This window comes from Geobacillus sp. YF-1 (assembly GCF_052692335.1).
The window spans coordinates 2996740-3022447 of record NZ_CP199850.1; the positions used below are offsets into that span (position 1 = coordinate 2996740).

General features: G+C 54.2%; 26 protein-coding genes and 2 pseudogenes. 6 read left to right on the forward strand and 22 right to left on the reverse strand.

Features of this window, described 5'->3' with window-relative positions:
* Nucleotides 1–40 precede the first annotated feature (40 nt).
* Entirely contained in the window at nucleotides 41–298 is a 258-nt protein-coding gene (locus tag ACTVIM_RS14885; protein ID WP_033018548.1) for a hypothetical protein, read from the forward strand.
* A gap of 15 nt (nucleotides 299–313) precedes the next feature.
* Nucleotides 314–649 (forward strand): spore coat protein, encoded by a 336-nt coding sequence (locus tag ACTVIM_RS14890; protein WP_445613031.1) that lies wholly within the window; start codon nucleotides 314–316, stop codon nucleotides 647–649.
* Between the two features lie 216 nt (nucleotides 650–865).
* Here the strand turns inward: ACTVIM_RS14890 and ACTVIM_RS14895 are convergent, their stop codons facing one another.
* The 5 genes from ACTVIM_RS14895 to ACTVIM_RS14915 all read right to left on the reverse strand — a co-directional run bounded on the left by ACTVIM_RS14895 (nucleotide 866) and on the right by ACTVIM_RS14915 (nucleotide 4489).
* Nucleotides 866–1000, reverse strand: a complete 135-nt coding sequence (locus tag ACTVIM_RS14895; RefSeq protein ID WP_255358742.1) for a hypothetical protein — start codon at nucleotides 998–1000, stop codon at nucleotides 866–868.
* A gap of 100 nt (nucleotides 1001–1100) precedes the next feature.
* Nucleotides 1101–1277, reverse strand: coding sequence for a hypothetical protein (locus ACTVIM_RS14900; protein WP_165570910.1), 177 nt, complete (start codon nucleotides 1275–1277; stop codon nucleotides 1101–1103).
* A gap of 556 nt (nucleotides 1278–1833) precedes the next feature.
* Nucleotides 1834–3213 (reverse strand): adenosylmethionine--8-amino-7-oxononanoate transaminase, encoded by a 1380-nt coding sequence (bioA, locus tag ACTVIM_RS14905; RefSeq protein WP_445613032.1) that lies wholly within the window; start codon nucleotides 3211–3213, stop codon nucleotides 1834–1836.
* The gene (gene bioD / locus ACTVIM_RS14910) at nucleotides 3203–3919 is read right to left on the reverse strand and encodes a dethiobiotin synthase (protein WP_445613033.1); all 717 of its coding nucleotides are present in this window, start codon (nucleotides 3917–3919) and stop codon (nucleotides 3203–3205) included. The genes bioA and bioD overlap by 11 nt, the downstream gene beginning before the upstream one ends.
* A 6-nt stretch (nucleotides 3920–3925) precedes the next feature.
* Nucleotides 3926–4489, reverse strand: coding sequence for a biotin transporter BioY (locus ACTVIM_RS14915; protein WP_033018537.1), 564 nt, complete (start codon nucleotides 4487–4489; stop codon nucleotides 3926–3928).
* A 109-nt stretch (nucleotides 4490–4598) separates the two neighbouring features.
* On the opposite strand from ACTVIM_RS14915, the gene ACTVIM_RS14920 reads away from it, so the two are divergent.
* Nucleotides 4599–5318 carry a hypothetical protein gene (locus ACTVIM_RS14920; RefSeq protein WP_445613034.1) on the forward strand — a complete coding sequence of 240 codons (720 nt, stop codon included), beginning with the start codon at nucleotides 4599–4601 and terminating at the stop codon, nucleotides 5316–5318.
* 17 nt (nucleotides 5319–5335) lie between these two features.
* Nucleotides 5336–5659: a DUF6572 domain-containing protein gene (locus tag ACTVIM_RS14925; RefSeq protein WP_033843646.1), complete on the forward strand. Its 324-nt coding sequence runs from the start codon at nucleotides 5336–5338 to the stop codon at nucleotides 5657–5659.
* Between the two features lie 238 nt (nucleotides 5660–5897).
* Here the strand turns inward: ACTVIM_RS14925 and ACTVIM_RS14930 are convergent.
* Both ACTVIM_RS14930 and ACTVIM_RS14935 read right to left on the reverse strand, forming a co-directional pair.
* Nucleotides 5898–6248 (reverse strand): annotated as a pseudogene (locus tag ACTVIM_RS14930) (ISL3 family transposase); the annotation flags it as partial.
* Nucleotides 6249–6520: 272 nt separating this feature from the next.
* Nucleotides 6521–8379 (reverse strand): annotated as a pseudogene (locus ACTVIM_RS14935) (pyruvate kinase).
* Between the two features lie 597 nt (nucleotides 8380–8976).
* Between ACTVIM_RS14935 and ACTVIM_RS14940 the strand changes: the two are divergent.
* Nucleotides 8977–9540 carry an FAD-dependent oxidoreductase gene (locus ACTVIM_RS14940; protein WP_033020424.1) on the forward strand — a complete coding sequence of 188 codons (564 nt, stop codon included), beginning with the start codon at nucleotides 8977–8979 and terminating at the stop codon, nucleotides 9538–9540.
* Nucleotides 9541–9746: 206 nt separating this feature from the next.
* Here the strand turns inward: ACTVIM_RS14940 and ACTVIM_RS14945 are convergent, their stop codons facing one another.
* The 14 genes from ACTVIM_RS14945 to hpaB all read right to left on the reverse strand — a co-directional run bounded on the left by ACTVIM_RS14945 (nucleotide 9747) and on the right by hpaB (nucleotide 23510).
* The gene (locus ACTVIM_RS14945; RefSeq protein WP_033020425.1) at nucleotides 9747–10214 is read right to left on the reverse strand and encodes a flavin reductase family protein; all 468 of its coding nucleotides are present in this window, start codon (nucleotides 10212–10214) and stop codon (nucleotides 9747–9749) included.
* Between the two features lie 196 nt (nucleotides 10215–10410).
* On the reverse strand, nucleotides 10411–11136 hold the full coding sequence (locus ACTVIM_RS14950; protein ID WP_445613035.1) for an ABC transporter ATP-binding protein: 726 nt from the start codon (nucleotides 11134–11136) through the stop codon (nucleotides 10411–10413).
* Entirely contained in the window at nucleotides 11136–11906 is a 771-nt protein-coding gene (locus tag ACTVIM_RS14955; protein WP_445613036.1) for an ABC transporter ATP-binding protein, read from the reverse strand. The genes ACTVIM_RS14950 and ACTVIM_RS14955 overlap by 1 nt, the downstream gene beginning before the upstream one ends.
* The gene (locus tag ACTVIM_RS14960; RefSeq protein WP_445613037.1) at nucleotides 11903–12967 is read right to left on the reverse strand and encodes a branched-chain amino acid ABC transporter permease; all 1065 of its coding nucleotides are present in this window, start codon (nucleotides 12965–12967) and stop codon (nucleotides 11903–11905) included. The genes ACTVIM_RS14955 and ACTVIM_RS14960 overlap by 4 nt, the downstream gene beginning before the upstream one ends.
* A gap of 13 nt (nucleotides 12968–12980) precedes the next feature.
* A complete protein-coding gene (locus ACTVIM_RS14965) occupies nucleotides 12981–13862 on the reverse strand; it encodes a branched-chain amino acid ABC transporter permease (RefSeq protein WP_445613038.1) in 882 nt (293 codons plus the stop codon).
* A 61-nt stretch (nucleotides 13863–13923) separates the two neighbouring features.
* Nucleotides 13924–15096: an ABC transporter substrate-binding protein gene (locus ACTVIM_RS14970; RefSeq protein WP_445613039.1), complete on the reverse strand. Its 1173-nt coding sequence runs from the start codon at nucleotides 15094–15096 to the stop codon at nucleotides 13924–13926.
* Between the two features lie 153 nt (nucleotides 15097–15249).
* Nucleotides 15250–15897, reverse strand: coding sequence for a GntR family transcriptional regulator (locus ACTVIM_RS14975; RefSeq protein ID WP_445613040.1), 648 nt, complete (start codon nucleotides 15895–15897; stop codon nucleotides 15250–15252).
* A gap of 39 nt (nucleotides 15898–15936) precedes the next feature.
* Complete coding sequence (hpaE, locus tag ACTVIM_RS14980) at nucleotides 15937–17448, reverse strand: 5-carboxymethyl-2-hydroxymuconate semialdehyde dehydrogenase (RefSeq protein WP_445613041.1); 1512 nt, start codon at nucleotides 17446–17448, stop codon at nucleotides 15937–15939.
* A gap of 13 nt (nucleotides 17449–17461) precedes the next feature.
* Nucleotides 17462–17854, reverse strand: coding sequence for a 5-carboxymethyl-2-hydroxymuconate Delta-isomerase (locus ACTVIM_RS14985; RefSeq protein ID WP_033020439.1), 393 nt, complete (start codon nucleotides 17852–17854; stop codon nucleotides 17462–17464).
* Between the two features lie 126 nt (nucleotides 17855–17980).
* Complete coding sequence (locus ACTVIM_RS14990) at nucleotides 17981–18718, reverse strand: fumarylacetoacetate hydrolase family protein (protein WP_445613042.1); 738 nt, start codon at nucleotides 18716–18718, stop codon at nucleotides 17981–17983.
* Nucleotides 18715–19494 (reverse strand): fumarylacetoacetate hydrolase family protein, encoded by a 780-nt coding sequence (locus ACTVIM_RS14995; protein WP_445613043.1) that lies wholly within the window; start codon nucleotides 19492–19494, stop codon nucleotides 18715–18717. The genes ACTVIM_RS14990 and ACTVIM_RS14995 overlap by 4 nt, the downstream gene beginning before the upstream one ends.
* A 97-nt stretch (nucleotides 19495–19591) precedes the next feature.
* On the reverse strand, nucleotides 19592–20509 hold the full coding sequence (hpaI, locus tag ACTVIM_RS15000) for a 2,4-dihydroxyhept-2-ene-1,7-dioic acid aldolase (RefSeq protein WP_445613044.1): 918 nt from the start codon (nucleotides 20507–20509) through the stop codon (nucleotides 19592–19594).
* A 150-nt stretch (nucleotides 20510–20659) separates the two neighbouring features.
* Nucleotides 20660–21643 carry a 3,4-dihydroxyphenylacetate 2,3-dioxygenase gene (hpaD, locus tag ACTVIM_RS15005; RefSeq protein WP_445613045.1) on the reverse strand — a complete coding sequence of 328 codons (984 nt, stop codon included), beginning with the start codon at nucleotides 21641–21643 and terminating at the stop codon, nucleotides 20660–20662.
* Between the two features lie 388 nt (nucleotides 21644–22031).
* The gene (hpaB, locus tag ACTVIM_RS15010; protein ID WP_445613046.1) at nucleotides 22032–23510 is read right to left on the reverse strand and encodes a 4-hydroxyphenylacetate 3-monooxygenase, oxygenase component; all 1479 of its coding nucleotides are present in this window, start codon (nucleotides 23508–23510) and stop codon (nucleotides 22032–22034) included.
* A gap of 222 nt (nucleotides 23511–23732) precedes the next feature.
* Here hpaB and ACTVIM_RS15015 point away from each other — a divergent pair, with 222 nt between their 5' ends.
* A complete protein-coding gene (locus tag ACTVIM_RS15015; protein WP_445613047.1) occupies nucleotides 23733–24656 on the forward strand; it encodes a LysR family transcriptional regulator in 924 nt (307 codons plus the stop codon).
* A 143-nt stretch (nucleotides 24657–24799) separates the two neighbouring features.
* Here ACTVIM_RS15015 and ACTVIM_RS15020 read toward each other — a convergent pair whose 3' ends face one another.
* Nucleotides 24800–25699: a manganese catalase family protein gene (locus ACTVIM_RS15020; protein ID WP_445613048.1), complete on the reverse strand. Its 900-nt coding sequence runs from the start codon at nucleotides 25697–25699 to the stop codon at nucleotides 24800–24802.
* Nucleotides 25700–25708: the final 9 nt, after the last annotated feature.

Below are 25708 nucleotides of genomic sequence, written 5' to 3' on the forward strand. Positions count from 1 at the left end.
ACGCTAAAAAGCGAATGAAGGAGAAAGGAGCGAAACGAAGATGCAGCAACAGCCGCAAATGAATCCACAGGCGGCGATGCCCGCACCGCCGCAGATGGTGTCAACGAAAGACGCGATGTATTTTGCCGACATGATGTCATGGAACTTGCTGGCGGCGAAAAAAGCGCACTTTTTCGCCGCGCAATGCCGCGATCCTGAAGTGGCGCAGGCGATCGAGCGCGCCGGGCAAATGCACGAGCGCCATTATGACATGATTTTGCGCCACTTGCAAAATCCGCCGCAGCCACCGGTGATGTGAAAGGAGGCAGAACGAATGAACACAAAACAAGTGCAAAATCCGGAAACGCCCGTTCCGAAAACGCCGCAAATGAACGAGCGGGATTTTTTAAACGATATGCTCGCGACGGAAAAATACATGACCTTGTCGTACAGCGTCTTTTTGCATGAAGCAAGCCATCAAGCATTATATCAGGATATGATGAATATTTTTACGGAAACGCAAAACTGTCAACGCGAGCTGTACGAACTCATGTTTAAAAAAGGGTGGTACAAGCTCGAAGCGACCGATGCCCAAAAGCTTCAGCAAACGTACCAGCAGTTTCAAGGATATCGGAGCCAGCTGCCGCATTCCTCCCAGCCAATGCAATAGTGACCGAAACGGGGGGATGTCCAAGCACAACCGGGACATCCCCACACCTCGCCAACGCCATGTGACTTTCAGCGGCGATAACTAGCGACAACCAGGGGCGCCAACGGCGATCTCCCCTCAAGAAAGACACAAAGTGTGACAGAGGAGCGGCTACTTATCTGGCGATGAGAGAGGGTGTCCCGATCATTTTGGGACACCCCCTCTGGCATCGTTTGCTTAATACCACCAGCCGGGATACGGAGGATAAGGCGGGTACGGGTAAAACGGGCGCGGAGCCAAGGCGCCGCCGAGCAGACCGCCCAAAAATCCGCCGACAAACGGGGCACCAAACAGCAATCCTGGAAACGGCATCGTGTTCCTCTCCTTTCATTACGGAATGGAAGGCTTTACTTTATTCATATGTACCGAACAAAAAAGCGGGTGGGCCGTCCGCCCACCCCTTTTCATTTTCTTACCACCAAATCGGGCCATACCAATACGGATAGAAAAACGGCGGGAACAACGCGCTGCCGAGCAGGCCCCCTAAAAACCCACTAAAAAAAGGAGCGCCAAAAAACGGGAACCCATACGGCCGCCAAAACCACCACGGACGCCAAATGCGCTCATCGGCCACCTGAAAATGACTCATTCGCCTTCCTCCTTTCACTCGCTTTAGTCCCACTGTATGCAGGAAAATCGCCCGCTGCCTAGGCTAGTACCTAGGAGGCAGGCGATTTCATCTTGTTTATGGCTTTACAATGTTCCATTTGCAAAACCTTGTTGCATCAGCCTCTATGTTCACGCGTTCCATCGCCGATCAAGGCAAACAGAGGTTTTCACCAACCTGCTAGGGGGCAGGTGAAAAACCGCTGTTTCCCCCGTTCGCTGAGTGAACAGAGGAAACGCAGGAGCGACACTGCTGGGGTGGTTGGCGAAACAGGGCTAGGAAGCGTCATGCCCCCTTCCATCGGGCTGCCCCAAAAGGTTGTCCGCCTTTGAGATAGGCACCACATATCGTGCGGCCGAAGCAGTCAGCACGTATATATAACCGAAGAGGATGTCCTAGCCTTTTTCGGACATCCTCATGCATTCGAAAACGAGCGCAAACGGAGGGAACCCGAACAAGCGAAATGAGTCAGCGAAGGGAAAAGTCGTTCAGCCTAGCGGCGCCATGCTAGGCCGTCCGGATCCCACCCGACGCCCGCTCAGCCAAGCTCCGCCCGCGCTTGCTCGTACAAACAGACGATCGAATCGTACAAAATGCGCACCGCCTCCTCCATTTCCGCTTCGCTCATCGCCAGAACCGGAATGAATGTCAACACCGGGCCGAGCGGGCGAATGACAAGCCCTCTTCGGCGCGCCTCAAGAATGATCCGATGTTCCAACATCGCGGCGCGCGGAAACACTTCTTTCGTTCGTCGGTTTTTCACGATTTCAATACCGCACATCAACCCTTTTTGCCGAATGTCGCCAACGATCGGGATGTCATACAGCCGCTCAAGCCAACCAGCTAGGCGGCGCGCTTTTCGCTGCACATCGTCAAGCAAGCCGCGCGCTTCAATGAGCTCGATATTTTTTAACGCCACGGAACAACTCAGTTGATTCCCCGTGTATGTATGGCCGTGGTAAAACGTTTTGTCTTCCTCCACATCGCCGAGAAACGCCGCATACACCTCTTCAGTGACGAGCGTTGCCGCGAGCGGCAAATATCCCCCGGTAATCCCTTTGCCGAGACAGACAAGATCGGGGGCGACCTCTTCTTGTTCGCAAGCGAACATCGTTCCGGTGCGGCCAAAACCAACGGCGACCTCGTCGCAAATAAGGAGCGTCCCGTATTGGCGGCAAAGCGCCTCCACTCCTTTCAAAAACCCGCGCGGATGAACAATGATTCCCGCCGCCCCTTGAACGAGCGGTTCGACAATAACGGCGGCAATGTGTTCGTGCTGGCTGGCAAGCACACGTTCCAACTCATTCAAACAATGGCGGACAACGTCTTGTTCGCTTCCGTACTCCTCCATGCGATACACATACGGCGCCGGCACTTCGATTCGCTCAAACAGGAGCGGTGCGAAAATGCGGTGGAACGTCTCCATGCCGCCAACGCTCACCGCTCCGACCGTATCGCCATGGTACGCTTCTTTCAATGAGACAAACTTGTTTTTCGTCGCATACCGAACCGGATCGAGGTTTTTCCAATATTGATAAGCGATTTTGAGGGCAATTTCCACCGCGGCCGCCCCGGTATCGGAATAAAACACTTTTGACATGTGCGGCCAATATTCAAGCAGCCGTTTGGCCAACAAAATCGACGGCACATTCGCCGAACCAAGCAATGTCGAATGGGCGATCTTCTCCAATTGCTCAGAAAGCGCCGCATTCAGCTCCGGATCGTTATGGCCGTGGACATTGACCCAAAGCGATGCATACCCATCCAGATAGCGGCGACCGTTCACATCATATAAATAGCTGCCTTTTCCGCGCTCAATGATGAGCGGCCGCTCGTTGACGTACTGCTTCATTTGCGTGAACGGGTGCCAAACATATTGTTTGTCCCATTGTTCCAATTGCGCATAACTATACACCAACGCCCAGCACCTCCAGCAGTTGTTTCGCCTTTCCTTGTTCGATCCATTGGACCGCTAAAGATTCCAGCTCCGCTCTAGATACCGTCGGCAGGCGCGGCACCGTCGCCAGCACCGGCAACCGCAGCAAAGCGGCGATCGTTTCGACATTGTTTTGATGGATGATCTCTCGCTCCTGAAACTGATTGAACACAAGACCGAGCAAACGAATGTGTTGTGCGTCCGCATACGCCGCCGTCGTCACCGCGTGGTGAATCGCACCGAGACTTGAGAGCGACACGAGAATCGCCGGCAGCTCATAGTCACGAACAAAATCGCTCGTCATGTACCATCGTCCGCCGCGCTCGCACCACGGAACGGCCAGTCCCCCCGCTCCTTCAACAAGCACGACATCATAGCGTTGCCGCAGCGCTGCCAACCGTTCAGCGATCCGCTCAGGCTCGATAGAAGTGCCGGTCAGCGCCGCTGCCAAATGCGGGGACATCGCCGGCTCCATGCGGTACATTCCTTCAAAACGCGAAAGCTGAACTACTTGTTGATACCAATGCTGCTCGGCAAACGAAATTCCATCGTCAGCCATCCCGGTTTGGACCGGCTTGAACACGCAAGTTGAACAACCAAGACGCTCTAGCGCCAACGCGATCAATGATGTCACGACCGACTTGCCGATTTCAGTCCCTGTTCCCGTTATGAACAACGCCGTTCCCATCGTTGATCATCCCCCTAACCGCTCTGTTGTCATGACCGGCCGAACGCGAGGCCAAACACGCGCAGCGACAAGCGAACAGGCCGCACAAAGAATGAGATCCCCAGGAATCGGAAGCAACACGCCAAACCAAATCGTTTGCCCAATGGTCAACGGTTTTTCCACGATCCATTTCATCGCGCCGTACAACCAAAGGCCCCCGCATAAATACACGACGACCAAGGCAGCAAGATTGGCGGCAAACAATTGCCCCCCTTTCGTCCAACGAAAACGTTCGATCAGCCATCCGCTTGTGTACGCCCCAGCGATAAATCCAAGCAAATAGCCGAAAGTGGGCTTCCAGATGTAACCGAGCCCTCCCCCTTCAGCAAACACCGGTACCCCCGCCAATCCGACCAACACGTACAACAGCTGGCTGAGCGCACCGATTTTCGGCCCAAGCAAGCACGCGGCCAAGTACACCGCAGCGATTTGCAACGTAAACGGCACATACGGCACCGGAATTTTGATCATTCCGCCCACGGCCGTCAACGCCGCAAACAGCGCCGCCCAAATCCAGGAACGAATGTGCATCTTTCCCCTCCTCTCCCATTATTGCTTCTATTTTATCGGAACGGCTTCTATTTTGTAAACCATATTTATAATTAGGTTTACATTTAAGGTATAAAAAAGTGAAAGCACAGTGGAGTTTGTGAAAGGAGCGGGAGAGGCGGCTTTACAGGACGGGACATACAATCTGGCACACCGTCCTTATCACAGTCCGCATCCCGTCGCCTACGGATGGGGACAAATGACGGGACACGCGGTATCGACTGTAGCCGGAGTAGTCAAAACAGCCGGGGCCATCCCTTTAACCGCAGCCGGAATCGCCCTTAGCGGCACCGGAGTAGGAGCGGCGGTCGGAGCCCCAGCCACTGCCATCGCGGCTATGGGAGCCGCTCATGGAGCCGATTTAGCGACCACAGGAAGCTCCCACTTCGTCCAACACGCGAACGAACTGTACCAGCGAATGAGCCGGGGTGAAGGGGTTTCGGAGAAAGCGGTTAAGGGGACGGGGAGTTCACAAGCGAAACAAAACAAAGCTAAAGGAGATGCTTTTGAACAGGAAGTTATTAATAAAATATCCTCAGAACCTGCTAATAATGTAAGACAACAAATAACTGTTAAAACCAAAAGTGGGGTTAAAACGAGAATTGATATTATTTCTACAAATAGTCAAACAGGACAGATACGATGTATAGAATGTAAAGCTTCTTCAACAGCACCACTAACAAAAAATCAAAAGAAAGCTTTCCCTGAGATTGAACAATCAGGGGCTATAGTTGTGGGAAAAGGAAAAACACCTTATAATGGTGGAACTAAAATTTCCCCGACGAAAATAGAGATTATTCGCAAAAAATAATAGTGGGGTGAGGATAAATGCCTTTACAGAATACAAACGAAATTGACGTTATTAGCTTAAATAGGGAAAAAGGAATTGTAACCTTGGGAATTATTGATTCTCTCGAATGGGAAAATGAAGAGGAACATTTGTTACTCCTACAAGAAAAGATAAATGTATACTTACGTTTTATCGAAAGCGGAGAAATTTATTCTGTATATGAGGACGCAAAAGAAAGAGAATTCGAAATAAAAATTTATTTTAAAAACCCATTTCCTGACAACTGCAAGGACTTTTTAAAGAAAGTCTCCGACATTCTTAACGGTGCGGGATACTACTTTAATTTTCAGGTTGGTATATAATACTTTACGTAATCAAAATTTTACTATATAAAACTTATTTAATTTTTTGGGTAATTTACCATTTTATGTTATTTCCGATCAATCCTCGAAACATGTTAGCTGGATGAAATAGGTTCATCAGTTAGGATCCTTCTTCCGCATACAGATCATGAAGTTGGTAGAATGGAGGCAGTCAAGTGCTTTCCTTGACGGGTTCCATTCTACCAACGATCATACCGATAGCGGAAGAAGGGAACGTTTAGGCAACCTGACTACCTGTAGTGTTCCCCGTACACTCCAGAAATACACGCAAACGAAACCGTTCCCGATTTCGATAGCCATATGCCCGGCGTTTGATGTTTTTGATCTTGTGATTCGTTCCCTCGATTCGGGCATTGGTATAGGGGCACAAAAAGTAGGAAAGCATCGGCTCCTTCCACCTTTCAAGCGTGTTGGCTACTTCCTGAAAAGAAGCAAAAGGGCTCTTTTTGGCTAACTGAATCCTTTCTTCCGAGTGTTCCTTTGCTTCGTTATATCCATCGGTTCGGTAAAAATCCCGAAACAACTCTTTCAGATCATAAGCAATGGAAAGTACCGGATACTTCTTCAAGAAGGTTGGTGAAAAACTACTGTTTGCCTTGATCAATATCAGGGCTGATGGAACAAGTTTTTTCTACTTGAGAAACGATTCCGAAAAGCGGGTGAGCAAGTAAATCACCGACCTCCTAGAAGGGCGGTGATTTAGTACAAAATACTGCTATTCCATCTATTTATCAGTTAGAAAAGTCTAGCGAAATCAGCCTTCTTTTTTGGCGACATGTCGCTGATTTGCTCGTAGCAGCCGTTTTTCACCGACCTCCTAGGTCGTTTACCAAAGGCCGTTTACTCCAAAGACGAGAGCCGGTCCGTCCAATGCCCGATGTGGCTGTCTTCGTTTGCAAGCAAAAACGCCAATAAGCGGACCGCTTCAGCGATATGCGCTCCTTTGTTTAACATGATACATTGCGCCTGCTTACCGAGAAACACATCCGAAAGTTCCGGGCGCGACGGAACCCCTTTTTTCGCCATTTGTTCCAACACTTGTGTCGCCCAAATGACCGGGATGTGGGCCGCCCGGCAGAGCGACAACATCTCACATTGCATAGCAGCGAGATGTTCAAATCCGATCTCCAGCGCCAAGTCGCCGCGGGCGATCATCACTCCGAACGCCGGCAGCTTCAGTCCCTCAAGCAAAATACGGACAAACTGGTGCAGCGCCGCGCGCGTTTCAATTTTGGCAATCACCGGCAAAGAACCGGCGCCCTGCTCGGCCAGCAAACCGTGGAGCTTCCGCACATCGTGCGGAGCCTGAACAAACGACAAACCGACGATGTCGGCCCATTTGGCGATGAACGGGAGCCATTCCAAATCGCGGTCAGTGAGCGGTGGAACCGCCAAATGGGAGAAAGAATCAGGAAGATGGATGCCCGTCCCTTGCTTGATCGCCTTCCGTTTTCCGCCATCGGCAATGACTTTGGCTTCTACATGCCCCTCCCCTACCTTGATAACCCGCGCCGTAATACGGCCATCATTGAAATACAGACGGTCCCCGGCCCGTACGTTACGCCACGCCTTCGGCAACGTTGTCGTCAGTTTCACTCCATGGTCACTAGACGTGGAGAAGAGCGCCGCTTCGTGGAAATAAATATGCAACGGTGTGCCAGCTGTAACGAGCGCGCGTTTAGGCAGACACAAAGCAGAAGAAAGCGTGAAAGAAGTCGATCCGCGTCGCAATTTCATTCCGCTTTGGACGTATGCCGTCTGGAAAAGACGAACGACAAAGCAAGACGGAGCGATCGATCTCATCACCTGCAACGACCGCTTTTTGCCGCGCACGTCGGTAAAAAGCAGCTCATCCCCTTCTGCGACTGTCTCCTCATCGTCTGCCGTCAACTTCCAAACGAAGGAAACTTCGCGCGGCAGCGAAGACAACGGTGGAACGGCAGAAAACGAAAGGAGGCCGGTCAATGACTCGGCTCGGCGGACTCACCGTATTGATTTTCTTTCACTGTTAGCTTCATCGGCCCGTCCTGAACCGCCAAACGGTCAATTCGAACTTTTGGACCCGGCAAATCCATATAGATGCGGCATCGCCTTCCCTGCGGAGCCAGCATTCTCTCTGTCTGGCGAATGATCGCGATCAATGCCTCCCATGTGTCCGGTGAGCTGTAAGCACAATTAATGCGGGCGATGTCCATTCCACAAAGAAGCAACCGTTCAATCAGTCCAGGTTCATCGACCCATGCAGCATCCATCGTTACCATGATGCGAGTTGGCCGATCGGAAGAAGAACTTCCCAACACCGCAGCAGCCCGTTGGCGAATGAGCTCGTGCGCTCTTGTTTTCGTCACTTTTTGCCATGCTTGCCCGCTTTGTGTAGGCAGATGCCAACAAGCCAATATCCGTTCCAGCACGTCAAGAAAATGGCCTTCCTGTCCTTCTAACCGCCATCCGTACTCCGCCAGCGTCTCTCTTACATCGGCAGGCATATGCTCCCGCGCGTAGATATAAGCGAGCAGCTGATCCCGGCTTTCCTCATGGAACACCTGCGGCATATGACTGCGCTTTTGTTCCACCCACTCAGCCATCGCACGGTAAAACGCGGCCAACTGCTTTCCAAAATCGGGCTTATCATGCATAACCGGCACCAACCTTATGAAAAATGGGGGGTTACTTTGTATATATTCGCCCTTCCTCTCCATCAAGACAGAAAAAAACCGGCGCTTCGCCGGTTTCGCGTTTTTCTCTAAAAAAGGGGGATTGCATTCATAGATGGCTTGTTCAATTGAAAAAAACTTAATCAACCACGGGGTGGCTTCTCATCCAACCTCATCGACTTCCGGAGGATCGGCGTTGTTCACCGTTTTTCCAAAAGGACGATCATGGAAGTGGGTATGCCAATTTCTCAAATAGAAAAGTCTTGTCCCCTCCCTGCTCTTCACCCGTTGTCGCATCGATGAAGAGGACCCGCGGGTTTGAATCCGCCTCCCAAAACAGCCCGACAGCCGGCTCAGGCAGCCTTCCCGCTTCATCGATGAAGAACGATTTTCATTCCGCATTGGCAAAGCCATGAATGCTTCAACCGCCGCAACGGCTGGCCGCATTGTTGGCAAATGATCGTCTTGTTCAATCGGTCTTCTCCCCTTTTCCATCGCGTTACTTTTATTATAGTCAAAGACTAATTTAAATTCAATATAAAATAATAATTAATTTAAAATAAAAGCAGATGATTTGGACTCTGTTTCCATCTATGCTACAGTAAAGGTAGTCCCAATATTCAAACAAAGGAGGAAGCAGCCATGTACGATATCGCCATTATCGGTGCTGGCCCGGCGGGAGCGAGCGCCGCGATCTTCGCCGCCAAAGCCGGAAAGAAAACGGTGTTGTTTGACAACGACAAAGGCATGACAAAGCGCGCTTGGGTGGAAAACCATTACGGTGTTCCGGAAATCAGCGGACCGGACTTGGTCGAAACGGGAAAACGGCAAGCAGCCAAATTCGGTGCCGAATTGGTGGAAACGCAAGTGACGAACGTGCAAAAAACAGACAGCGGTTTCCGCCTCGAAACGGACAGCGGCTCCTATGAGGCGAAACACGTCATTTTCGCCACTGGCGTCGCCACCGACCTCGCGGAAAAAATCGGCCTGCGCACAAAACCGGGCACGGAGCCGCGCATTAAAACAGTGATTGACGTCGACACCAACGGCAAAACGAACATCGACGGCATTTGGGCAGCCGGCACCGTGGCAGGCGTCAGCGTCCATACGATCATCACCGCGGGCGATGGGGCAAAAGTCGCCATTAACGTCATCAGCGAGTTGAACGGCGAACGGTACGTCGATCATGATGTATTGAAACCATAACACAAAAAGAGGGCGTCTCATAGTGGAGACGTCCTCTTTTCCTTGGCTGATCCGTGTTTGGCAGCGAGCGGCACTCCGCTTCCTCACCGGCGCCCCGATGGCGCGGTTTCTATAGCTGAGGCTGCCGCCGAATAGGCTATTTTCTGGCCGATGCTTCGATATTGGCAGAAAAACTTGGAAAAGTCACTTGAACCCTGTCCGCGTTTTTACTGACCAATGCTTCGATATTGGCCCTCGAAAAACAAGAGCGGATCGCCCGGTTCGTCTTTCATGATAATATCGGTGACTTCGCCAAAATACAACGTATGATCGCCAGCGACGTGCGCGCTGTGGACATTGCATAAAATATTCGCCAACGCCTCCGGTAAAAGCGGATGGCCGTTCACCCACTCAAACGAAACGGGGCGCTCTTCTTTCAACTGGCCGGCAAACAAGCGCGACAGCTCTTCCTGATCGCGGCGCAAAATGTTGACGGCAAATTTCCCCGTCTGCTTGACGATATCGTGCATCCGCGCTTTATGCCCAATCGAGACGACGACCAGCTTCGGATCGAGTGAAACGGACATAAACGCATTCGCCGTCATCCCTTTCACTTCCCCTTGAAATTCCGTCGTCACGACCGTCACACCGGTCGCAAATTTTCCCATCGCTCTGCGAAACATCCGATCATCCATCCGTTCTCCCGTCCTTCCCTTTTCATGATCAGCCATCCTGTGCCTTCCACTGGCGTGTAGGCGGCTTTTCCTTCTTGATGTTTCCACAGTCCGGCCGCTTCGCCCGGCATTTTGCTCCTATTCATGCCAGGATGCAGGCAAATCTACCCCCATCATAGCAGAAACAAAGGAAAGAAACAACGACGGTATCCAGCTGTCATCGGCGGCCTGCCGCTCCAAGGTACGCTTCGGCCACCCGCTCATCGGCAAGCAACTCGGCGGCCTTTCCGTGCATCACGATCTGACCGCGTTCCAACACATACGCCTCATCCGCGATCTGCAGCGCAGCCCGCACGTTTTGCTCGACGAGAATCATGGACGTCTGAAATTGATCGCAGAGCTGCGTCAGCATCCCCATCACTTCCTTGACCACAAGCGGAGCCAGCCCTAACGACGGTTCGTCAAGCAAAAGCAGCTTCGGTCTCGCCATCAGCCCGCGGGCGATCGCCAGCATTTGCTGCTCGCCGCCGCTTAATAGTCCTCCCGGACGGTCGAGCATCGTTTGCAGTTTCGGGAACAGTTCAAGCACCCGCTCATAGTCGCGCTTCACTTCCTGTCCATCGCGGCGGTGACGGCGATACGCCCCGAGCAGCAAGTTATCCTTCACGGACAAGCTGTCAAAAATTTGCCGCCTCTCCGGCACAAGGCAAATGCCCTGGTCAACGATTTTCTCCGCCTTTCCATAGGGAAGCGGCTTCTGTTCAAAAAGAATCTCCCCTTCGGTTGGAGCGTAGACGCCGGCCATCGTGCCGAGCAGCGTGCTTTTGCCCGCCCCGTTGGCGCCGACAATCGCCACGATTTCTCCTTGGCCGACGTGCAAATCGATTCCTTTCAATACGTGCAAATGGCCGTGGTGGACATGAACGTTGCGAAGCGTCAGCATCAAACCGCCTCCTCTCCCAAATACGCCTTGATGACGTCAGGGTGCCGCGCAATCTCTTCCGGCGCTCCTTCGGCGATTTTTTTGCCGTAATCGAGGACGACGATCCGGTCGGCGATCGCCATCACCGTTTCCATATCATGTTCCACGAACAAAAAACTAAAGCCTTGTTCCCTCATCATCAGCAACACATCAACGAGCTGCTTCGATTCTTGCGGGTTCAAGCCGGCCATCGGCTCGTCAAGCAAAATGAGCGAAGGACGGGATACAACCGCGCGGGCGATTTCCACAAGCCGCTGCATCCCATATGGCAGCGTGCCTGCTCGCTCCCAGGCGAGATGGGCCAAACCGACCTGCTCGAGACAGAAAAACGCCTGTTCCTGCGCTTGCTTTTCTTCTTTCACCGTACGCGGCAGCCGAAAGCCGGCGCTCACGATTCCGCTCTTCAACCGTGAATGAAGTCCGACCATCACGTTTTCCAACACCGTCATATCGGCAAACAGCTGCAAGTTTTGAAACGTCCTTGTCATTCCCAACATCGCCAGTTCGTGCGGTTGTTTGCCGCTGACTATGGCTCCTTGAAAACGAACGAGACCACTTGTCGGAGGAACAATGCCGCTGATCATATTGAACAAGGTCGTTTTGCCTGCCCCGTTCGGCCCGATCACCGCGACGATGTCTTCTTTTTTTACGTAAAAAGACACGTTCTGCACCGCCTGAATGCCGCCAAATGACTTCGACAATTGCTCCACTTCGAGCAACATGGCGCTCATCCCTGCTCCCCTCCGATCGAACGGGCCTTATGGCTGTCGACAGCCGTCGCCCGCTCGGATTGACGCCAACTTGTTTTCCAACACCGCCTCAATCCGTTGGGCGCGACACCTGTCAACCCGTTCGGCATGTAAATCAACATGATGACGAGCAACAAGCCAAAAAAGACAATTTCAAACTCTCCACCGGCATTCGGCAACAACAACGGAACAACCGCTTTGAGCCATTCTCCTAAGCAGACATATACGGCAGCGCCGACGAGTCCTCCCCATACACTGGCTGTCCCGCCAATGATCACCATGATTAAAAAGTAAATCGAAGGAATGATGCCGAATAAGTCCGGATTGATAAACGTAACGTAATGGGCGTATAAGCTCCCCGCCACCGAAGCGTAAGCAGCGCTGAGCATAAAAATTTGCAGCTTGTATTTCGTAATGTTCACCCCAAGCGAGCTTGCCGCCACTTCGCTTCCATGAATCGCCCGCAGCGCCCTTCCGACCCGGGAGCGGACAACATTGCGGGCAAACCATCCCCCGGCCAGAACAAACGACGAAACGAGGTAGTAAAACTGGAAATCGCTTTGCAGCGGAATCCCGGCGATACGGATCGGCGGGATGCCAAAAAAGCCATTCAGCCCTCCTGTGATCCCTTTCCATTCTTTAAAGAATGTAAACATAATGACGCCAAAGCCTAACGTCGCCAACGCCAAATAATGTTCACGCAGCCGGAAAACCGGTATGCCGACGACGAGCGCCACCAAAGCGGCCAATGCCGCACCGGCAACCAACGCCAACCAAGCCGGCCATCCTGCGTGCGCCGTCAAATAGGCGGACGTGTAAGCCCCCATGCCGTAAAACGCCGCCTGGCCGAGCGAAATTTGGCCCGCATACCCCATCAACAGCGTCATCCCTGTGCCTACGAGCGCATACAGCCCGATGAGAACAAGGGTGCTTAGCACGTAGTTATTGCCGAAAACGAGCCAGGGGAGACCGAGCCAAACGGCTGCGCCGGCAAGCCAAAGCCATCGTTTTCGTCCACCCGTCATTCGTTGACCGTGCTCCATCCATCCGTCCCCCTTATACTCGCTTTCCTGTCATCTTGGCAAACAGCCCGTTCGGCATGAAAAACAGCACAAGCAGCAACAGCCCAAAGCTGATCGCTTCTTTGTATCCCGAGGACAAGTATCCTTCCGCAAATGATTCAAGCAGCCCGACGAGAAACGCGCCGGCAATCGCAGCCGGGGCGTTCGTCAATCCCCCGACAACAGCGGCAATAAACGCCTTCAGCCCAATCATCATCCCCATATCATAAGAAGCGCCGGAAATCGGGGCGATGACGATTCCCGCGAGCGCCCCCAGACCAGCGCTGGCGGCAATCGCGCCAAGCGACATTTTGCGGATGTCAATCCCCATCAACCGAGCGGCAAACGGGTTGATGACGCAGGCGGCCACCGCCTTGCCGATGTACGTTCGGTGAAAGAACAGATGCAAGGCGGCAAAACTCGCGAGCGAAAGGATGATCGCCCAGACGCTTTGCCATTGGATGACCGCTCCAAACACCTCAAGCGCCCCATGGCCCGTAAAAGGGCGCAGCGCGTACGGATTCGTCCCCCAAACGAGCAGAGCAATCCCGCGGAATACAAACGACGCGCCGATCGTAATGATAATGAGCACCGCGACAGGCGATCGGCGCGCCGGCTGAATCGCCAGCCGCTCAAACAGCGCGCCGATTGCCATCACCGCCACAATGCTGAGACCAATCGCGAGCACAAACGGCACTCCGTTGTTAACGAGCGTAACGCAAAACAGCGCCCCTAACATGGCGAAATCGCCTTGAGCCAAATTTAAAATGCCGGTCACGCTGTACGTAATGACAAATCCGAGCGCCACCAACGCGTAAATACTGCCGACTGTCAGCCCAGAAAACAACAGCTGCACAAACTGGCTCCACGCTTCCATGCCCCGTCCCTCCTTCAACGGTTAGGTGGAACAAAAGGGAATTAGCGACCTCATTCCCTGTTTACTGCTCCGCGAGCACAAACTTTCCATCCTGAATTTGCACCATCACTAAACTGTCGGCGTCAAGCCCTGTATGGTCGTCTTTTGACATATGGAAAACGCCTGAAATGCCGATAAATTTTCTTGTATTCTCCAGAGCCGACCGTATTTTCTCTTTCTCAGTGCCTCCTTCTTTGATCGCGTTGGCCAACAAGTGAAACGCATCCCACGCATGTCCGCCAAAGGTGGTCGGCCCATAGCCGTACGCTTTTTCAAAATCTTGTTTGTATTTTAGCAGCGTTTCTTTTTGCGGATCGCTGTCCGGAAGCTGGTCCGCCACTAAAATGCGCCCGGCGGGGAACCATACGTCGTTGGCCGCCTCACCGGCCAAGTCGATAAAGCTTTTCGTGCCGATGCCGTGGCTTTCCACAATCGGCGCCGCAATGCCCAACTGGCGGATGTTTTTCGTGACGACCGCCGATTCCTGCGCCGTTCCCCATACGATAATGGCTTGCGGATTCGCTTTTTTCACCTTTGTCAACATCGCTTTCGCGTCATCGACCGTCGCCTCAAACTCCTCTTCGATGACGGCTTTCACCCCATATTCCGGGGCATAATGCACAAACTCTTCATGTCCGCTCGTTCCGTATGCATTGGCGACGTTCAGCCAGGCGACGTTCAGCCAGCCTTTCTCTTTTAAAAAACTAAGCAGCTTCTGGATGACGATATTGTCTCCTTGAGCGGTTTTAAATGTCCAATGACGTGAGGATCCATCGCTTGGATTGACGATTTGTTTGCTTGCTGCGAGGGAAATGTACGGAATGCCTGCCTTTTCGATTTGTGGGATCATGGCTAAGGAGTTCCCGCTGGTGGTGCCGCCGATGATGGCCGTCACGTTGTCTTGCTCGATGAGTTTTTTCGCGGATAATACGGCCTCGTTTTGGTCGGACTTGTCATCATAGGCGATCAGCTTGATTTTCTTTCCATTGATGCCGCCTTGCTCGTTCCATTGCTTAACAAGCATTTTGACCGTCTCCATCTCCGGCTTGCCGAGCGGTGCCGCTCCACCTGAGGCCGAGAAAATGGCGCCGATTTTGATTTCGTCCCCTCCATTTCCAGATGTCGTTGTCTTCCCACAAGCGACAAGGAACAGGAACAACAAGGCTGTCATGAAAAGAGACATTCTCCTTTTCATGTTGATTTCCCCCTTTCTTATTGATAACGTTTTCAAAATCCTTCTGGAAGGTGCCCCAAAAGAATGGGGACACCTTCTTTACCTCCCTATAGGAGAACAGCACCACCTCTCTCGAGCGCCTGCCGAAAACCATCCATTGGGTCAGAATCGTGGTCAGCGCCGCCGCTTGAACGCCTCGGCGGTGTTTAGTTTATGCTGGCGGACGTATTGTTCGATGTCATGCGCCGGCGCCTGTTCCCGTAGCAGGCGGATGATCTCTCGATGCTCTTCGATCGATGCTTTCGCCCGCTGCGGAACAAATGTGAATCCGTACAAGCGGATGCGCTTCATCCGCTGCCAAATTTGCTTGATTTGCTCTTCAAGGTAGGCGTTGCCGCAATGGGCGTAAATCAAAGAATGAAATTCGTAGTTCAGTTCGCTGAACCGTTCCAGCTCCAGCTCTTCAAGCGCCCGCTCCATCCGTTCGTTCAACCGCTCAAGCTCGTTGATCGCCTCCTTCGTCAAATTGGCGGAGCCAAGCGCGGTCGCATAGCCTTCCAAAACCGCCAGCACGGACAACGTCTCCACATATTCGTTTTCGTTAATGGTGCTGACCACAGCACCGGCATACGGCTTGAACTCGACAAGCCCTTCCGCCTCGAGCTGGCGGATCGCCTCGCGCACCGGGATGCTGCTTAACCCGAGCTCGCGGGCGATTTGGTCGATGACGACGCGGTATCCCGGACCATAGACGCCGCTTTCAATGCGGGACAACATATACTCATACGCCAACTGTGTTTTGTTTTTCGCCTTCGTTCCCATACGTCTATCATAGACTAGATCATATAGGTTGACTAGTCGTCATGCCTGTTCGGCAGACAAGGTGGTCCGTTTCTCCCCCTTGCCGAACGCGGGGATCGGTGGGTCACCGACCGCGACGTGGACGACCTGCACTTCCGTATAGAAATCAAAGCTGTAATGCCCGCCTTCGCGGCCAATGCCGCTGTATTTCGTCCCGCCAAACGGGATGCGCAAATCGCGGACGTTCGGCGAGTTGACCCATGCCATCCCGCTTTCGATCGCTTGGGCGACGCGGTGGCCGCGCTTTAGATCGTTCGTCCAGACGTATGCCGCCAATCCGTATTTCACATCGTTCGCCAGCCGGATCGCCTCTTCTTCATCCGCAAAGGACATGACCGCCATCACCGGTCCGAAAATCTCTTCCTGCGCCACCTTCATGCCGTTATGGCAGTTCAGCAACAGCGTCGGCGGCACAAAATTGCCGTTTTCCAACCCGTTCGGAACACTGGGGGCATAGACGTCCGCCCCTTCTTGCCTGGCGATGTCTATATAGCGGTTCACTCGCTCCCAATGATCGCGGTGAATAAGCGGCCCTAGTTCGGTCGCCGGGTTCATCGGGTCGCCGATGACGATGCGGTCGACGCGCTCTTTCAGCCAGGCGACAAATTCGTCGTAAATCGACTGCTCGAGCAAAAGCCGCGAGTTGGCCGTGCACCGCTCGCCATTGAGCGAAAATACGCCCCAAACGGCCGCATCAAGCGCCCGTTCGAGATCCGCATCGGCAAACACGATGAGCGGCGACTTGCCGCCAAGCTCCATCGATGTTTTTTTCAACGTCGCGGCGCTGTTGCGGATGATGTCCATGCCGGTCGTCGTCTCGCCGGTAAATGAGATGAGGCGTACGTCCGGATGGGCGACCAACGCGGCGCCCGCCGTTTCGCCAAACCCGTGCACGACGTTGAACACCCCGCGCGGCAGCCCGGCTTCATCGATGATTTCCGCCAGTTGATTCGCCGTCAATGGCGACCATTCGGCCGGCTTCAAGACGACCGTGTTGCCAGTCGCCAGCGCTGGAGCGACTTTCCATGTCTCGAGCATAAACGGCGTATTCCACGGCGTGATGAGCCCGGCCACGCCGACCGGCTTGTGGACGGTGTAGTTTACAAACTGACCATGGACGTGGTACGCTTCGCCGACAAGGCGCGTTTTCACCATTTCCGCGTAAAAGCGGAAGTTTTCCGCCGCGCGGGCGGCCTGTTTTTTCGCCTGGCTGATCGGAATGCCGGTATCCAGCGCCTCTAAATAGGCGATGTCGTCCGCCCGCTGTTCGATCAACTCCGCGATGCGGAACAGATAACGAAGCCGTTGCTCCACCGGCATCGTCCGCCACGGCCCGTGATCAAACGCCTCTTTCGCCGCCCGGACCGCCGCGTCGATGTCTTCCTTTCGTCCTTCGGCCACTTCATTGATCGGTTCGTTCGTAAACGGATTGATATTGGTGAAATACAGACCGGCTGCCCCTTCCACAAACTGCCCATTGATATAATGAAGCACTTTTGGTTGCACTGCCATTCGTTTCCCCCCATCACCGCTGCGCCCGATAACGCGCATGAATGTTGTTGTGTTTATACGTCCCCGCCTCGCTGAATTCATACAGCTCAAGCGACAGCGCCAAATAGCGTTTGGCAAACAGCGGGGCGAAATGGTCTTTCATCACGGCAAACAGCTCGTCGCCGACTTCTTTTTTCACCTGTTCCGGACGCCCGGCGCCAATTTTCAGCGTCCCGTGCACAAACGCATCGTCTTCGGCTCCGTCAGCCACATAGTACTCGTCAAGCCGAATGGCGCGCGAGCGGATGCCGCCGACGGGAAACCAATCGCTCCGCTTGATCAGCACACGGTGAACTTTTTCAAGCAAGCCGCGAATATCGGCCTCTTCGCCGAGATTGGCCGTGTATTCTAAGACAAAGTGCGGCACGATCCTCTCCCCTTTCGCTCTGAACGCCCGATGCCACGCTTTCTGCCGAGCGCTGCCTGCTATTTAATGTAATTGACAAGGCAAAACAAAGCGTTGGTCATCGTCTAGCTTGATCACCGCTACCTGCTATTCAATGTAATTGACGAGCCGGCCGATGCGTTCGATTTCCGTCACCACTTCGTCGCCGGGCTGGACGTTCACCGCCCCTTTCGGCGTGCCGGTCAAAATCAGGTCGCCAGGCGCGAGCGTCATGAATTCGGTGATGTACTCGAGCAAATACGGGATCGAAAAGATCATATCGCCCGTATACCCTTCCTGAACAACCGCCCCATTGACATACGTCCGCAAACGAAGCGCCATCGGATCGCCCACTTCCTCATGGCTGACGATCCATGGGCCGAGCGGCGTCGTTCGGTCGCGGTTTTTGACGCGGAAATTCGGTCGGTAATAATTTTCCAAGTAGTCGCGAACAGCGTAATCGTTGGCAATCGTGTAACCGTAAATGTAGTCATACGCCCGCTCTGCTTTTACCCGGCGGGCCGGGCGGCCGATGACGACCGCGAGCTCGCATTCATAATGCATCACGTTGACGCCGTCGGGGCGAACGGTTCGGCCGCGATGGCCGATGAGCGTGTTTTTCCCTTTGAAAAATAAAAGCGGCTCTTTCGGCGCGGCAAACGACAGTTCCCCCGCATGATCGGCGTAATTCAATCCAAGCGCCACGATCGTGCGCGGCTCGACCGGGGGAAGCCAGATGACGTCGCTCTCAGCGGCCACCGCCCCATCCGGCAACAGAAGGCGGCCGTCGTCAAGCGGCACCGCGTCGGTCACCGTTCCGTTCCACGCCACGCGCGCCCGCTTCATGACCCTCCTCCCCCTTCTTCGCCAACGATCCGATTTTCCAACACACCGATTCCGTCCATTTCGATGCGCACCACGTCTCCCGCCTTCACGAGCGGCGCGTCAGCCGGCCAGCTGAAAAACAGCACATCGCCCGGGTAAAGGGTCATAAATTCGGTCACCTCGGCCAGCCATTGTTCAGGAGGACGCCGGAACCGGCGGAGATCAGCGCACTGAACGAGCTGACCATTGACATATACGCGCGCCATTAACGATGACAGCGGCACCGTTTCCTCTTTCGGCACGATCCACGGGCCGACCGGAGTGAACCCGTCGCGCGCCTGCTCCTTCACCGCCGGTCGGTACCGCTGTTCGTGCGGAATCGACAGGTCATTGATGATCGTGTAACCGAATACAAAATCGAGCGCCTGCTCGCGCTGCACGCGCGCGGCGGTTCGCCCGATAACCAAACCGAGCGCCGGGGCGGCGCGAAGCCGTTGGACACCGGGCGGGAGAACGACCGGCCGGCGATGGGTGTTGATCGTATTGGCCGGCTTCATATACAGCACAGGCCCTTTTGGTGGCTGCTCGTACGGCGGAGCGGTCATGGCCTCGGCCATCCCTTCCCATTCCCATCGGTCATTAAGCGCCACCCCATACAGAGCGCCAACGTCCGGCGCCTCCCACTCCCATTCGTCAATGGGCGCGGTCCGTCCCTCCAGCGTCATCGTTCCGCTCCGCCAATCCGCTTTCGCCTCGAACAGATGCCGTCGACCAGCCAAGCGCAACCGCACGTTCATGATCGCCCTTCCCCCTTTCATATCGATGACCAACGCCGACGCTTCCCTACATCCCAGCCGGCAAGGATCACTCCCCTGCCTTCCTCAGCAAGCGCGCTCATTGCGGCGTCTCGGCCAGCAACCCGTATTTGACGAGCGTGCGGCGGATTTTCCGCTCGTTCTCTTCGCTTGGCAAATCGAGCGGCAGCCGGAGCTTCGGAGTGATTTTCCCCATCATGCCGAGCGCCGCTTTCACCGGGCCCGGGTTCGTTTCGATAAACAGCACGTCATTGAGTTCCATCAATTCAAAATGAAGATCTTGCGCCCGCTTGACATCGCCGGCAAACCAAGCGTCGTGCAGTTCGGCCACTTTTTGCGGCACGACGTTCGCCGTCGCGCTGATCGACCCGGCGCCGCCAATCGCCAGCATCGGATAGCACAACAGCTCGATGCCGGAAAACAGCAGAAAATCACGCCCGCAATGCCATAGCACCCGGTTGACGTGCTCAAAGTCTTTGTTCGACTCTTTCACGCCGATAATGTTCGGACAATCTTCGGCCAGCCGCGCCAATGTTTGGACCTCCAAATTGACCGCCGTCCGGCCAGGGATATTGTAGACAATGATCGGGATGTCGACCGCCTCGGCCACCGCCTGAAAATGCTTGTACAGTGCCTGTTGGGATGGACGATTGTAATAGGGGACGATGACCATCGCGGCATCAGCCCCGATTTCTTGGGCGAATTTCGTTAGCTCGATCGTCTCCGCATGGTTCGTCGACCCCGTCCCCGGCACGAACGGCACGCGCCCGGCGACCGCCTTCTTGGCCGCTTCCATCACCTGCTTTCGTTCTTCCAGCGTCAGCGAGCTCGGTTCTCCTGATGTTCCCGTCACCGAAATGCCGTGTGTGCCGCTTTCGATATGCCAGTCAATGAGCGCCGTCAGAGCTGCCAGATCAACGTTTCCCTCTTCATCAAACGGCGTGACGACCGGCGCGATCGAGCCGCGCAGCCGTTCTTTCACTTCGCGGTATGCCATCCCCTTGCCTCCTATCGCCTGCATTTTTCTGAATCTTGCTTATATTTTACATACAATCATATACGAAATCAACGATAAAATCATATATTATTTTATCATGGAGAAACCGCCGGAAACGCTATGTTTCTTTCGATAGATGAAATCAGCTTTCTAAATCAGGAAGGTCGGTTTCCGCTTCGCCAACATCGGTTCATTCGGCTCGACCGGCTGGCCGCTGTGAACGTCAAGGACGATGGACGCCTCGTCAAACCAGCTGTCCGGCGCCGCATGGCCCCAGAACGTTTGCCGGCGCGGATCATCCAAATCCCAGCGGATCGGCGGAAAATCGGGGTCGCTCGTCAAATAATCGCCGTTGTACAGCTCGATTCGATGGCCATCCGGATCGCGCAAATAGACAAAGAAGGCATTCGACAATCCGTGACGGCCCGGCCCGCGTTCAATGTTCGCTGCATATCCGGCCGCCGCCAGCACATCGCACGCATGGATCAGGCTGAGCGGATCCGGCAGCCAAAACCCAATATGGTGAAGGCGCGGCCCTTTTCCGTTCATCAGCGCCAAATCGTGGACGTTTTGCTTCCGATGCAGCCATGCCGCCCAAAGCTTCCCATCCTCTGTTTCCGTATATTCTGAGCAGGCAAAGCCCAGACCCCGGACATAAAAGTCATATGCACTCTTTACATCCGTCACCGCGCAGTTGAAATGATCGATGCGCTGCACGCGGGCGCCGCGGTGCAAGTCATACCGCTGCAACAACCGCTCGGTTTTCTCCATATGGGCAAAAAACTCAAGCGGCAGTCCGGATGGATCTTGCACGCGAAACGCCTTGCCGACGGCGCGCTGGCTTCCCGCTTCGAGCCATTTCGGCTGCAGCGTTTGCGCCGCAAACCATTCATAAAGCGCTTCCAATTCCTGCTCGGAACCGACTTTGTAGCTAAGCGCTTCGACCGCAGGGCGGGACGCCTTTTTCAAGAGAAGGCTATGATGATGATATTCTTCAAGTCCCCGCAAATACAGATGATCTTCATCCGCTTCCGTCACGACAAACCCAAGCACCCGTTCGTAAAAATCGCGGGCGGCGGCCAAATCGGTCACATGCAGCACCGCGCGGGCGCAGCGAATAATGGAAAATGCCATCGCTCTCTTCCCCCTTTCGCAACCTTCCTTCATCTAGCGTTGGGTGGCCGACAGAAAGAATCCTTCTTTTCTGATGGCGAACATGGAACAAAACGTTCCTTGTTGCTGGCCACATCCTTTCGCTTCAAACATCTCGCAGCACGCCCAAATCCGCTCGGCTTGCGCGCCACTGAACGCCTGTTTTCGAGCGGCGGCAACCTTAGAAGGGCGGTGAAAAACGACTGTCACACACGAATCGGCGGTATTTTCATTCAGAAAAGAAAGCTGATTCTGCAAGGTTTCCCTAATTGAGAAATTTTGCACGAAATCACCAGCCTCTTAGGAAACGCCGCAACCGCGCACCCTCCGCTGTTCCCCGATCCGTGTTTGCGAACGTGCGAATGAACGGTCAATGCTTGTTGTCAGCCGGAATGAACACGCTTTTGGCGCCGCGCAAAAATTCGCGCACGAACTGTTTATACGGCTCTTTTTCGTAGCCATCGAAATACGCCATCCCCATCCGAACGGGGTCGCCGAAAAAGTAATATTCGTAATGCGTCTGCCGGGCGCCGAACGCGCTCATCGTGAGATCCCAAGCGAGCCGGAACAGCTGGACGCGCTCATAGCCGTCCACCGTCGCCCCTTGCATCGCCCGGCGGACGATGTCGCCAATTTCCTCGTGCTGAAAATCCGCCTCCGTCGGAATCGCCATCAATCCCGATGCCCCTAAAATGCGGATGATCTCCGCTAGGCGCGGATAAATGCGCGGATACCAGTTGCGCGCGGCATCGAGCGCGGCAAAATCGGGCGTCATCGTTCCCCAACGGTCTCGCTTCGCATTGTGCTCGGCCCGGTACAAATGGCTTTTCATCGTCTCGAGGACGAGCATGATTTCCGCCCCTTTGTCTTTCACATGCTGGAACTCGCCGATGCCGATCGCTTCGATGAGGCAAAGGGTGACGCCAAGCAAAAACTCCGTTTTGATGATGTTTTTCGCCACGACTTGATGGGACATATGAACAACCGCGTTCGTTTCCCGGAACGTCCGGTTGCAAATCGATGAATTGCCGCACACAAACACGCGCTCCCACGGCACAAACACATTTTCAAACGAAACGATCGCATCGCCTTCCTCAAAGCGCGATGCCAGCGGATGATCCCACGCGCTCCGCCCGTAGTCAAACGCCTCGCGGCAAATGAACTTCACGCCTGGCGTATTGTTCGGAATGGCAAAGGCAAGCGCATATGGGTCTTCGCCGGATGTCGCTTTTTTCACGGTCGAGGGAAACACTAAAATTTCATCGGTGATGCCGCCTTGCGTCGCCAACAGGCGGATGCCGCTGACGATGATCCCGTCTTTGCGCCGTTCCACCAAGTGAAGCGGCACATCGGCATCGTTTTGTTCGTGCAGCGCCTTGGCGCGGTTCATTTGCGGATGGATGAGCGTATGCGTCAAGCTGATGTCGTGTTCCCGCGCGTATTCATAGTAGTTTTTCGCATTTTCGGCAAACATCGGATCGTCTTCGGCAAACAAATCGTTGGCGATGCCCATCGCCATGACTTCGGCATTCAAATAATCAGGCGAGCGCCCCATCATTCCGGCCGACATCCGCGCCCACTCTTGCGTCGCCTCGCGGCGGGCGATGAGCTCATCGATCGTAGTCGGCTGAATGAACGTCATTCCGACCGGCTGCCCGGTTGTCGGCGACCGGTACAACATCTTCTCCGGCTTTTCGTATTGCCGATCGTAAAGCGCCGCCATCGAGCGGATGACGTTGCGGAACGCGGGATGAACGGTGACATCCTCCACTTTTTCCCCGTGGATGTACACGCTGCTTTTCGCCTGCTTGAGCCGCTCCATATACTCCTTTCCTGTTTTGGCCGGCATTTTCATCCCCTCCGTTTTCGGGTATAATGGATAAGGAAGCGCTTTCATTCTGAATGTTCAAAATTAATATAACATATGATTTCATATATGAAAAATACAAAAACAATAAACGTACCGATATGAAAAATGTATACAAGCGGACGAAGCGGGCATTCCCCTTTCTCCACCAGCGCCATTTCCCAAAAACCGAAAGAGAATCCGCGAACGAAAGGAGACAAACGCATGATCGATGTGAAACAGCTGAAATACTTCGTCACGATTGCCGAAGAGGGACAAATCACCAAAGCGGCGCAAAAGCTTCACATCGCCCAGCCGCCGCTCAGCCAGCAGCTGAAGCAGCTCGAAGAAGAGCTCGGTGTTCTTTTGTTTGACCGGAAGGCGAAAAAAATGGAGCTCACCCCACCGGGCAAAGCGTTTTACGAAAAGGCAAAACAACTGCTGCGCCAGCTTGATGACGCCGTGGCGGAAGTGAAAGAAATCGAAGACGGAACGGCGGGCACGCTGTCGATCGGCTGCGTCAAATCGTGTTTTTCCTATTTGGCCCAAGCGATCCGTCACTTCCACGAACAAGTTCCGAACGTGACCTTCCATCTTCGGGAGGGGGATACGTTTTCCATTTACCAGCTGCTTCAAGAGCGGCACATTGACATCGGCATCGTCCGCCTGCCGATGGATGCAGCTCATTACGACGTCATCCAGCTGGCGAGCGAGCGTTATGTCGGCGTCTTGCCGGCGCAATGGAACAACGGACGAACCGCGCTATGCATGCGCGATTTTGCCAATTGGCCGCTTCTCCTTCTTCACCGGGTGCACGGCGCCGGACAGTACGAGCGAGTCATCGAGGAATGCCGCCGCCATGGCTTTGAACCGAACATCCTATGCGAATGCCCGGATGCGACGATCTTGCTTTCCCTTGTCGCCCAAGGCCTCGGAGCCACCATTGTGCCGCAATCAACCGTGGCCTTGTTTCGCCTCCCCGGCATCGACGTATTCGAGATCACCGACTCGTCGATGACCGCAGAAGCCGCAGCCATCCTCGACCGACAACGGTATTTGCCGAAAAGCGCCCGCCGCTTCCTCGCTGTGCTCCAAACGATTGCCGCCAACGGACAGCAGGAAGAAAACGGACCGCTCCTTCGATCGTAGACGCGGGAGGGAAAGGAACGATACGATGCTAGTCAATGGGGCTGGGCTTTTCGTTGATGCGTTTGCGGAACCAAGGGAAAGGAACGATACGATGCTAGTCAATGGCCGGCTTTGCAAAAAATGAGGCGCCATTGGGCGCCCAATCACAATCCGGCCGATCGCTGCAGCCGCTTGGCTATTGCGAAAAAGTCTTCCGCCGAAATCCCAGGGGCGAATTCTTCCGGCACGTCGTCCAACTCCGGGATCGTCCCTCCTTGGGGAGCTCCTTCCACCACCTCGAGCGGCTTTCCATCGCTCGGATGCGTGCCCTGCCAAATGCGGGCGATTTCTCGGTAATAGCGATCGCTGAACGTATAAAGCCGGCGGTGGACGCCTTGATCCTCATACTTTCTTGCCTCGTCGAACACACGGTTATCCAAGTTCGGGATCGGCAGCATCTTGGTCACATCCACACCGGTCGCCACTTCCAACGCTTTCGCATACGCTAAAATATGAACGCCCCCGCGCACGAGCAAGTAGCCGATCATCTCGCGGGCCGTCGGGTGATCGGTCATTTCATAGACGCGCATTTTATGCGTGCGCGCTCCGCACTCAAGGAAAAAGTTATGAAGCAAATCCAAAATCAAGTTGCCGCTGTTGAACACGTACTCCCCCGTCCACGCCTTCCCCATCGAATCGCCGGGAAACGCCGTCTGCGCCGTGGCGATAAAATGATACGTATTGCGCTTGTCTTTCGCGTCCTTCATCGGCGCTGTATCCGGATCACCTGGGTGGGTGGAGCCGGTCAAACAAAGGTTGATCGCGTTGGACACGAGCTCGACATGGCCGAACTCTTCGGCAGTAATGCTTGCCACCAGTTCGTAAAATGGGCGAAGCTTGTTTTTTTGCCGAAAATTGAATGACTGAAACAAATAATTATTTAACGTCGACATTTCCCCAAAGCGCCCGCCAAGCAGCTCCTGCACGGCCGCCGCCGCATTGGGATCTGCGTACTTCGGCTTCGGCAACTCAATCGCCAACCGGTCGATTCGCTGAAAGACCACCGCCTTTTC

Excerpts from the sequence above, each read along its gene's own strand:
- ACTVIM_RS14885 (WP_033018548.1), top strand. The coding sequence starts at position 41 with ATGCAGCAACAGCCGCAAATGAATCCACAGGCGGCGATGCCCGCACCG.
- ACTVIM_RS14890 (WP_445613031.1), top strand. The coding sequence starts at position 314 with ATGAACACAAAACAAGTGCAAAATCCGGAAACGCCCGTTCCGAAAACG.
- ACTVIM_RS14895 (WP_255358742.1), bottom strand. The coding sequence starts at position 1,000 with ATGCCGTTTCCAGGATTGCTGTTTGGTGCCCCGTTTGTCGGCGGATTT.
- ACTVIM_RS14900 (WP_165570910.1), bottom strand. The coding sequence starts at position 1,277 with ATGAGTCATTTTCAGGTGGCCGATGAGCGCATTTGGCGTCCGTGGTGG.
- bioD (WP_445613033.1), bottom strand. The coding sequence starts at position 3,919 with ATGGGAACGGCGTTGTTCATAACGGGAACAGGGACTGAAATCGGCAAG.
- ACTVIM_RS14915 (WP_033018537.1), bottom strand. The coding sequence starts at position 4,489 with ATGCACATTCGTTCCTGGATTTGGGCGGCGCTGTTTGCGGCGTTGACG.
- ACTVIM_RS14925 (WP_033843646.1), top strand. The coding sequence starts at position 5,336 with ATGCCTTTACAGAATACAAACGAAATTGACGTTATTAGCTTAAATAGG.
- ACTVIM_RS14940 (WP_033020424.1), top strand. The coding sequence starts at position 8,977 with ATGTACGATATCGCCATTATCGGTGCTGGCCCGGCGGGAGCGAGCGCC.
- ACTVIM_RS14945 (WP_033020425.1), bottom strand. The coding sequence starts at position 10,214 with ATGGATGATCGGATGTTTCGCAGAGCGATGGGAAAATTTGCGACCGGT.
- ACTVIM_RS14950 (WP_445613035.1), bottom strand. The coding sequence starts at position 11,136 with ATGCTGACGCTTCGCAACGTTCATGTCCACCACGGCCATTTGCACGTA.
- ACTVIM_RS14955 (WP_445613036.1), bottom strand. The coding sequence starts at position 11,906 with ATGAGCGCCATGTTGCTCGAAGTGGAGCAATTGTCGAAGTCATTTGGC.
- ACTVIM_RS14960 (WP_445613037.1), bottom strand. The coding sequence starts at position 12,967 with ATGGAGCACGGTCAACGAATGACGGGTGGACGAAAACGATGGCTTTGG.
- ACTVIM_RS14965 (WP_445613038.1), bottom strand. The coding sequence starts at position 13,862 with ATGGAAGCGTGGAGCCAGTTTGTGCAGCTGTTGTTTTCTGGGCTGACA.
- ACTVIM_RS14970 (WP_445613039.1), bottom strand. The coding sequence starts at position 15,096 with ATGAAAAGGAGAATGTCTCTTTTCATGACAGCCTTGTTGTTCCTGTTC.
- ACTVIM_RS14975 (WP_445613040.1), bottom strand. The coding sequence starts at position 15,897 with ATGGGAACGAAGGCGAAAAACAAAACACAGTTGGCGTATGAGTATATG.
- hpaE (WP_445613041.1), bottom strand. The coding sequence starts at position 17,448 with ATGGCAGTGCAACCAAAAGTGCTTCATTATATCAATGGGCAGTTTGTG.
- ACTVIM_RS14990 (WP_445613042.1), bottom strand. The coding sequence starts at position 18,718 with ATGAAGCGGGCGCGCGTGGCGTGGAACGGAACGGTGACCGACGCGGTG.
- ACTVIM_RS14995 (WP_445613043.1), bottom strand. The coding sequence starts at position 19,494 with ATGAACGTGCGGTTGCGCTTGGCTGGTCGACGGCATCTGTTCGAGGCG.
- hpaI (WP_445613044.1), bottom strand. The coding sequence starts at position 20,509 with ATGGCATACCGCGAAGTGAAAGAACGGCTGCGCGGCTCGATCGCGCCG.
- hpaD (WP_445613045.1), bottom strand. The coding sequence starts at position 21,643 with ATGGCATTTTCCATTATTCGCTGCGCCCGCGCGGTGCTGCATGTGACC.
- hpaB (WP_445613046.1), bottom strand. The coding sequence starts at position 23,510 with ATGCCGGCCAAAACAGGAAAGGAGTATATGGAGCGGCTCAAGCAGGCG.
- ACTVIM_RS15015 (WP_445613047.1), top strand. The coding sequence starts at position 23,733 with ATGATCGATGTGAAACAGCTGAAATACTTCGTCACGATTGCCGAAGAG.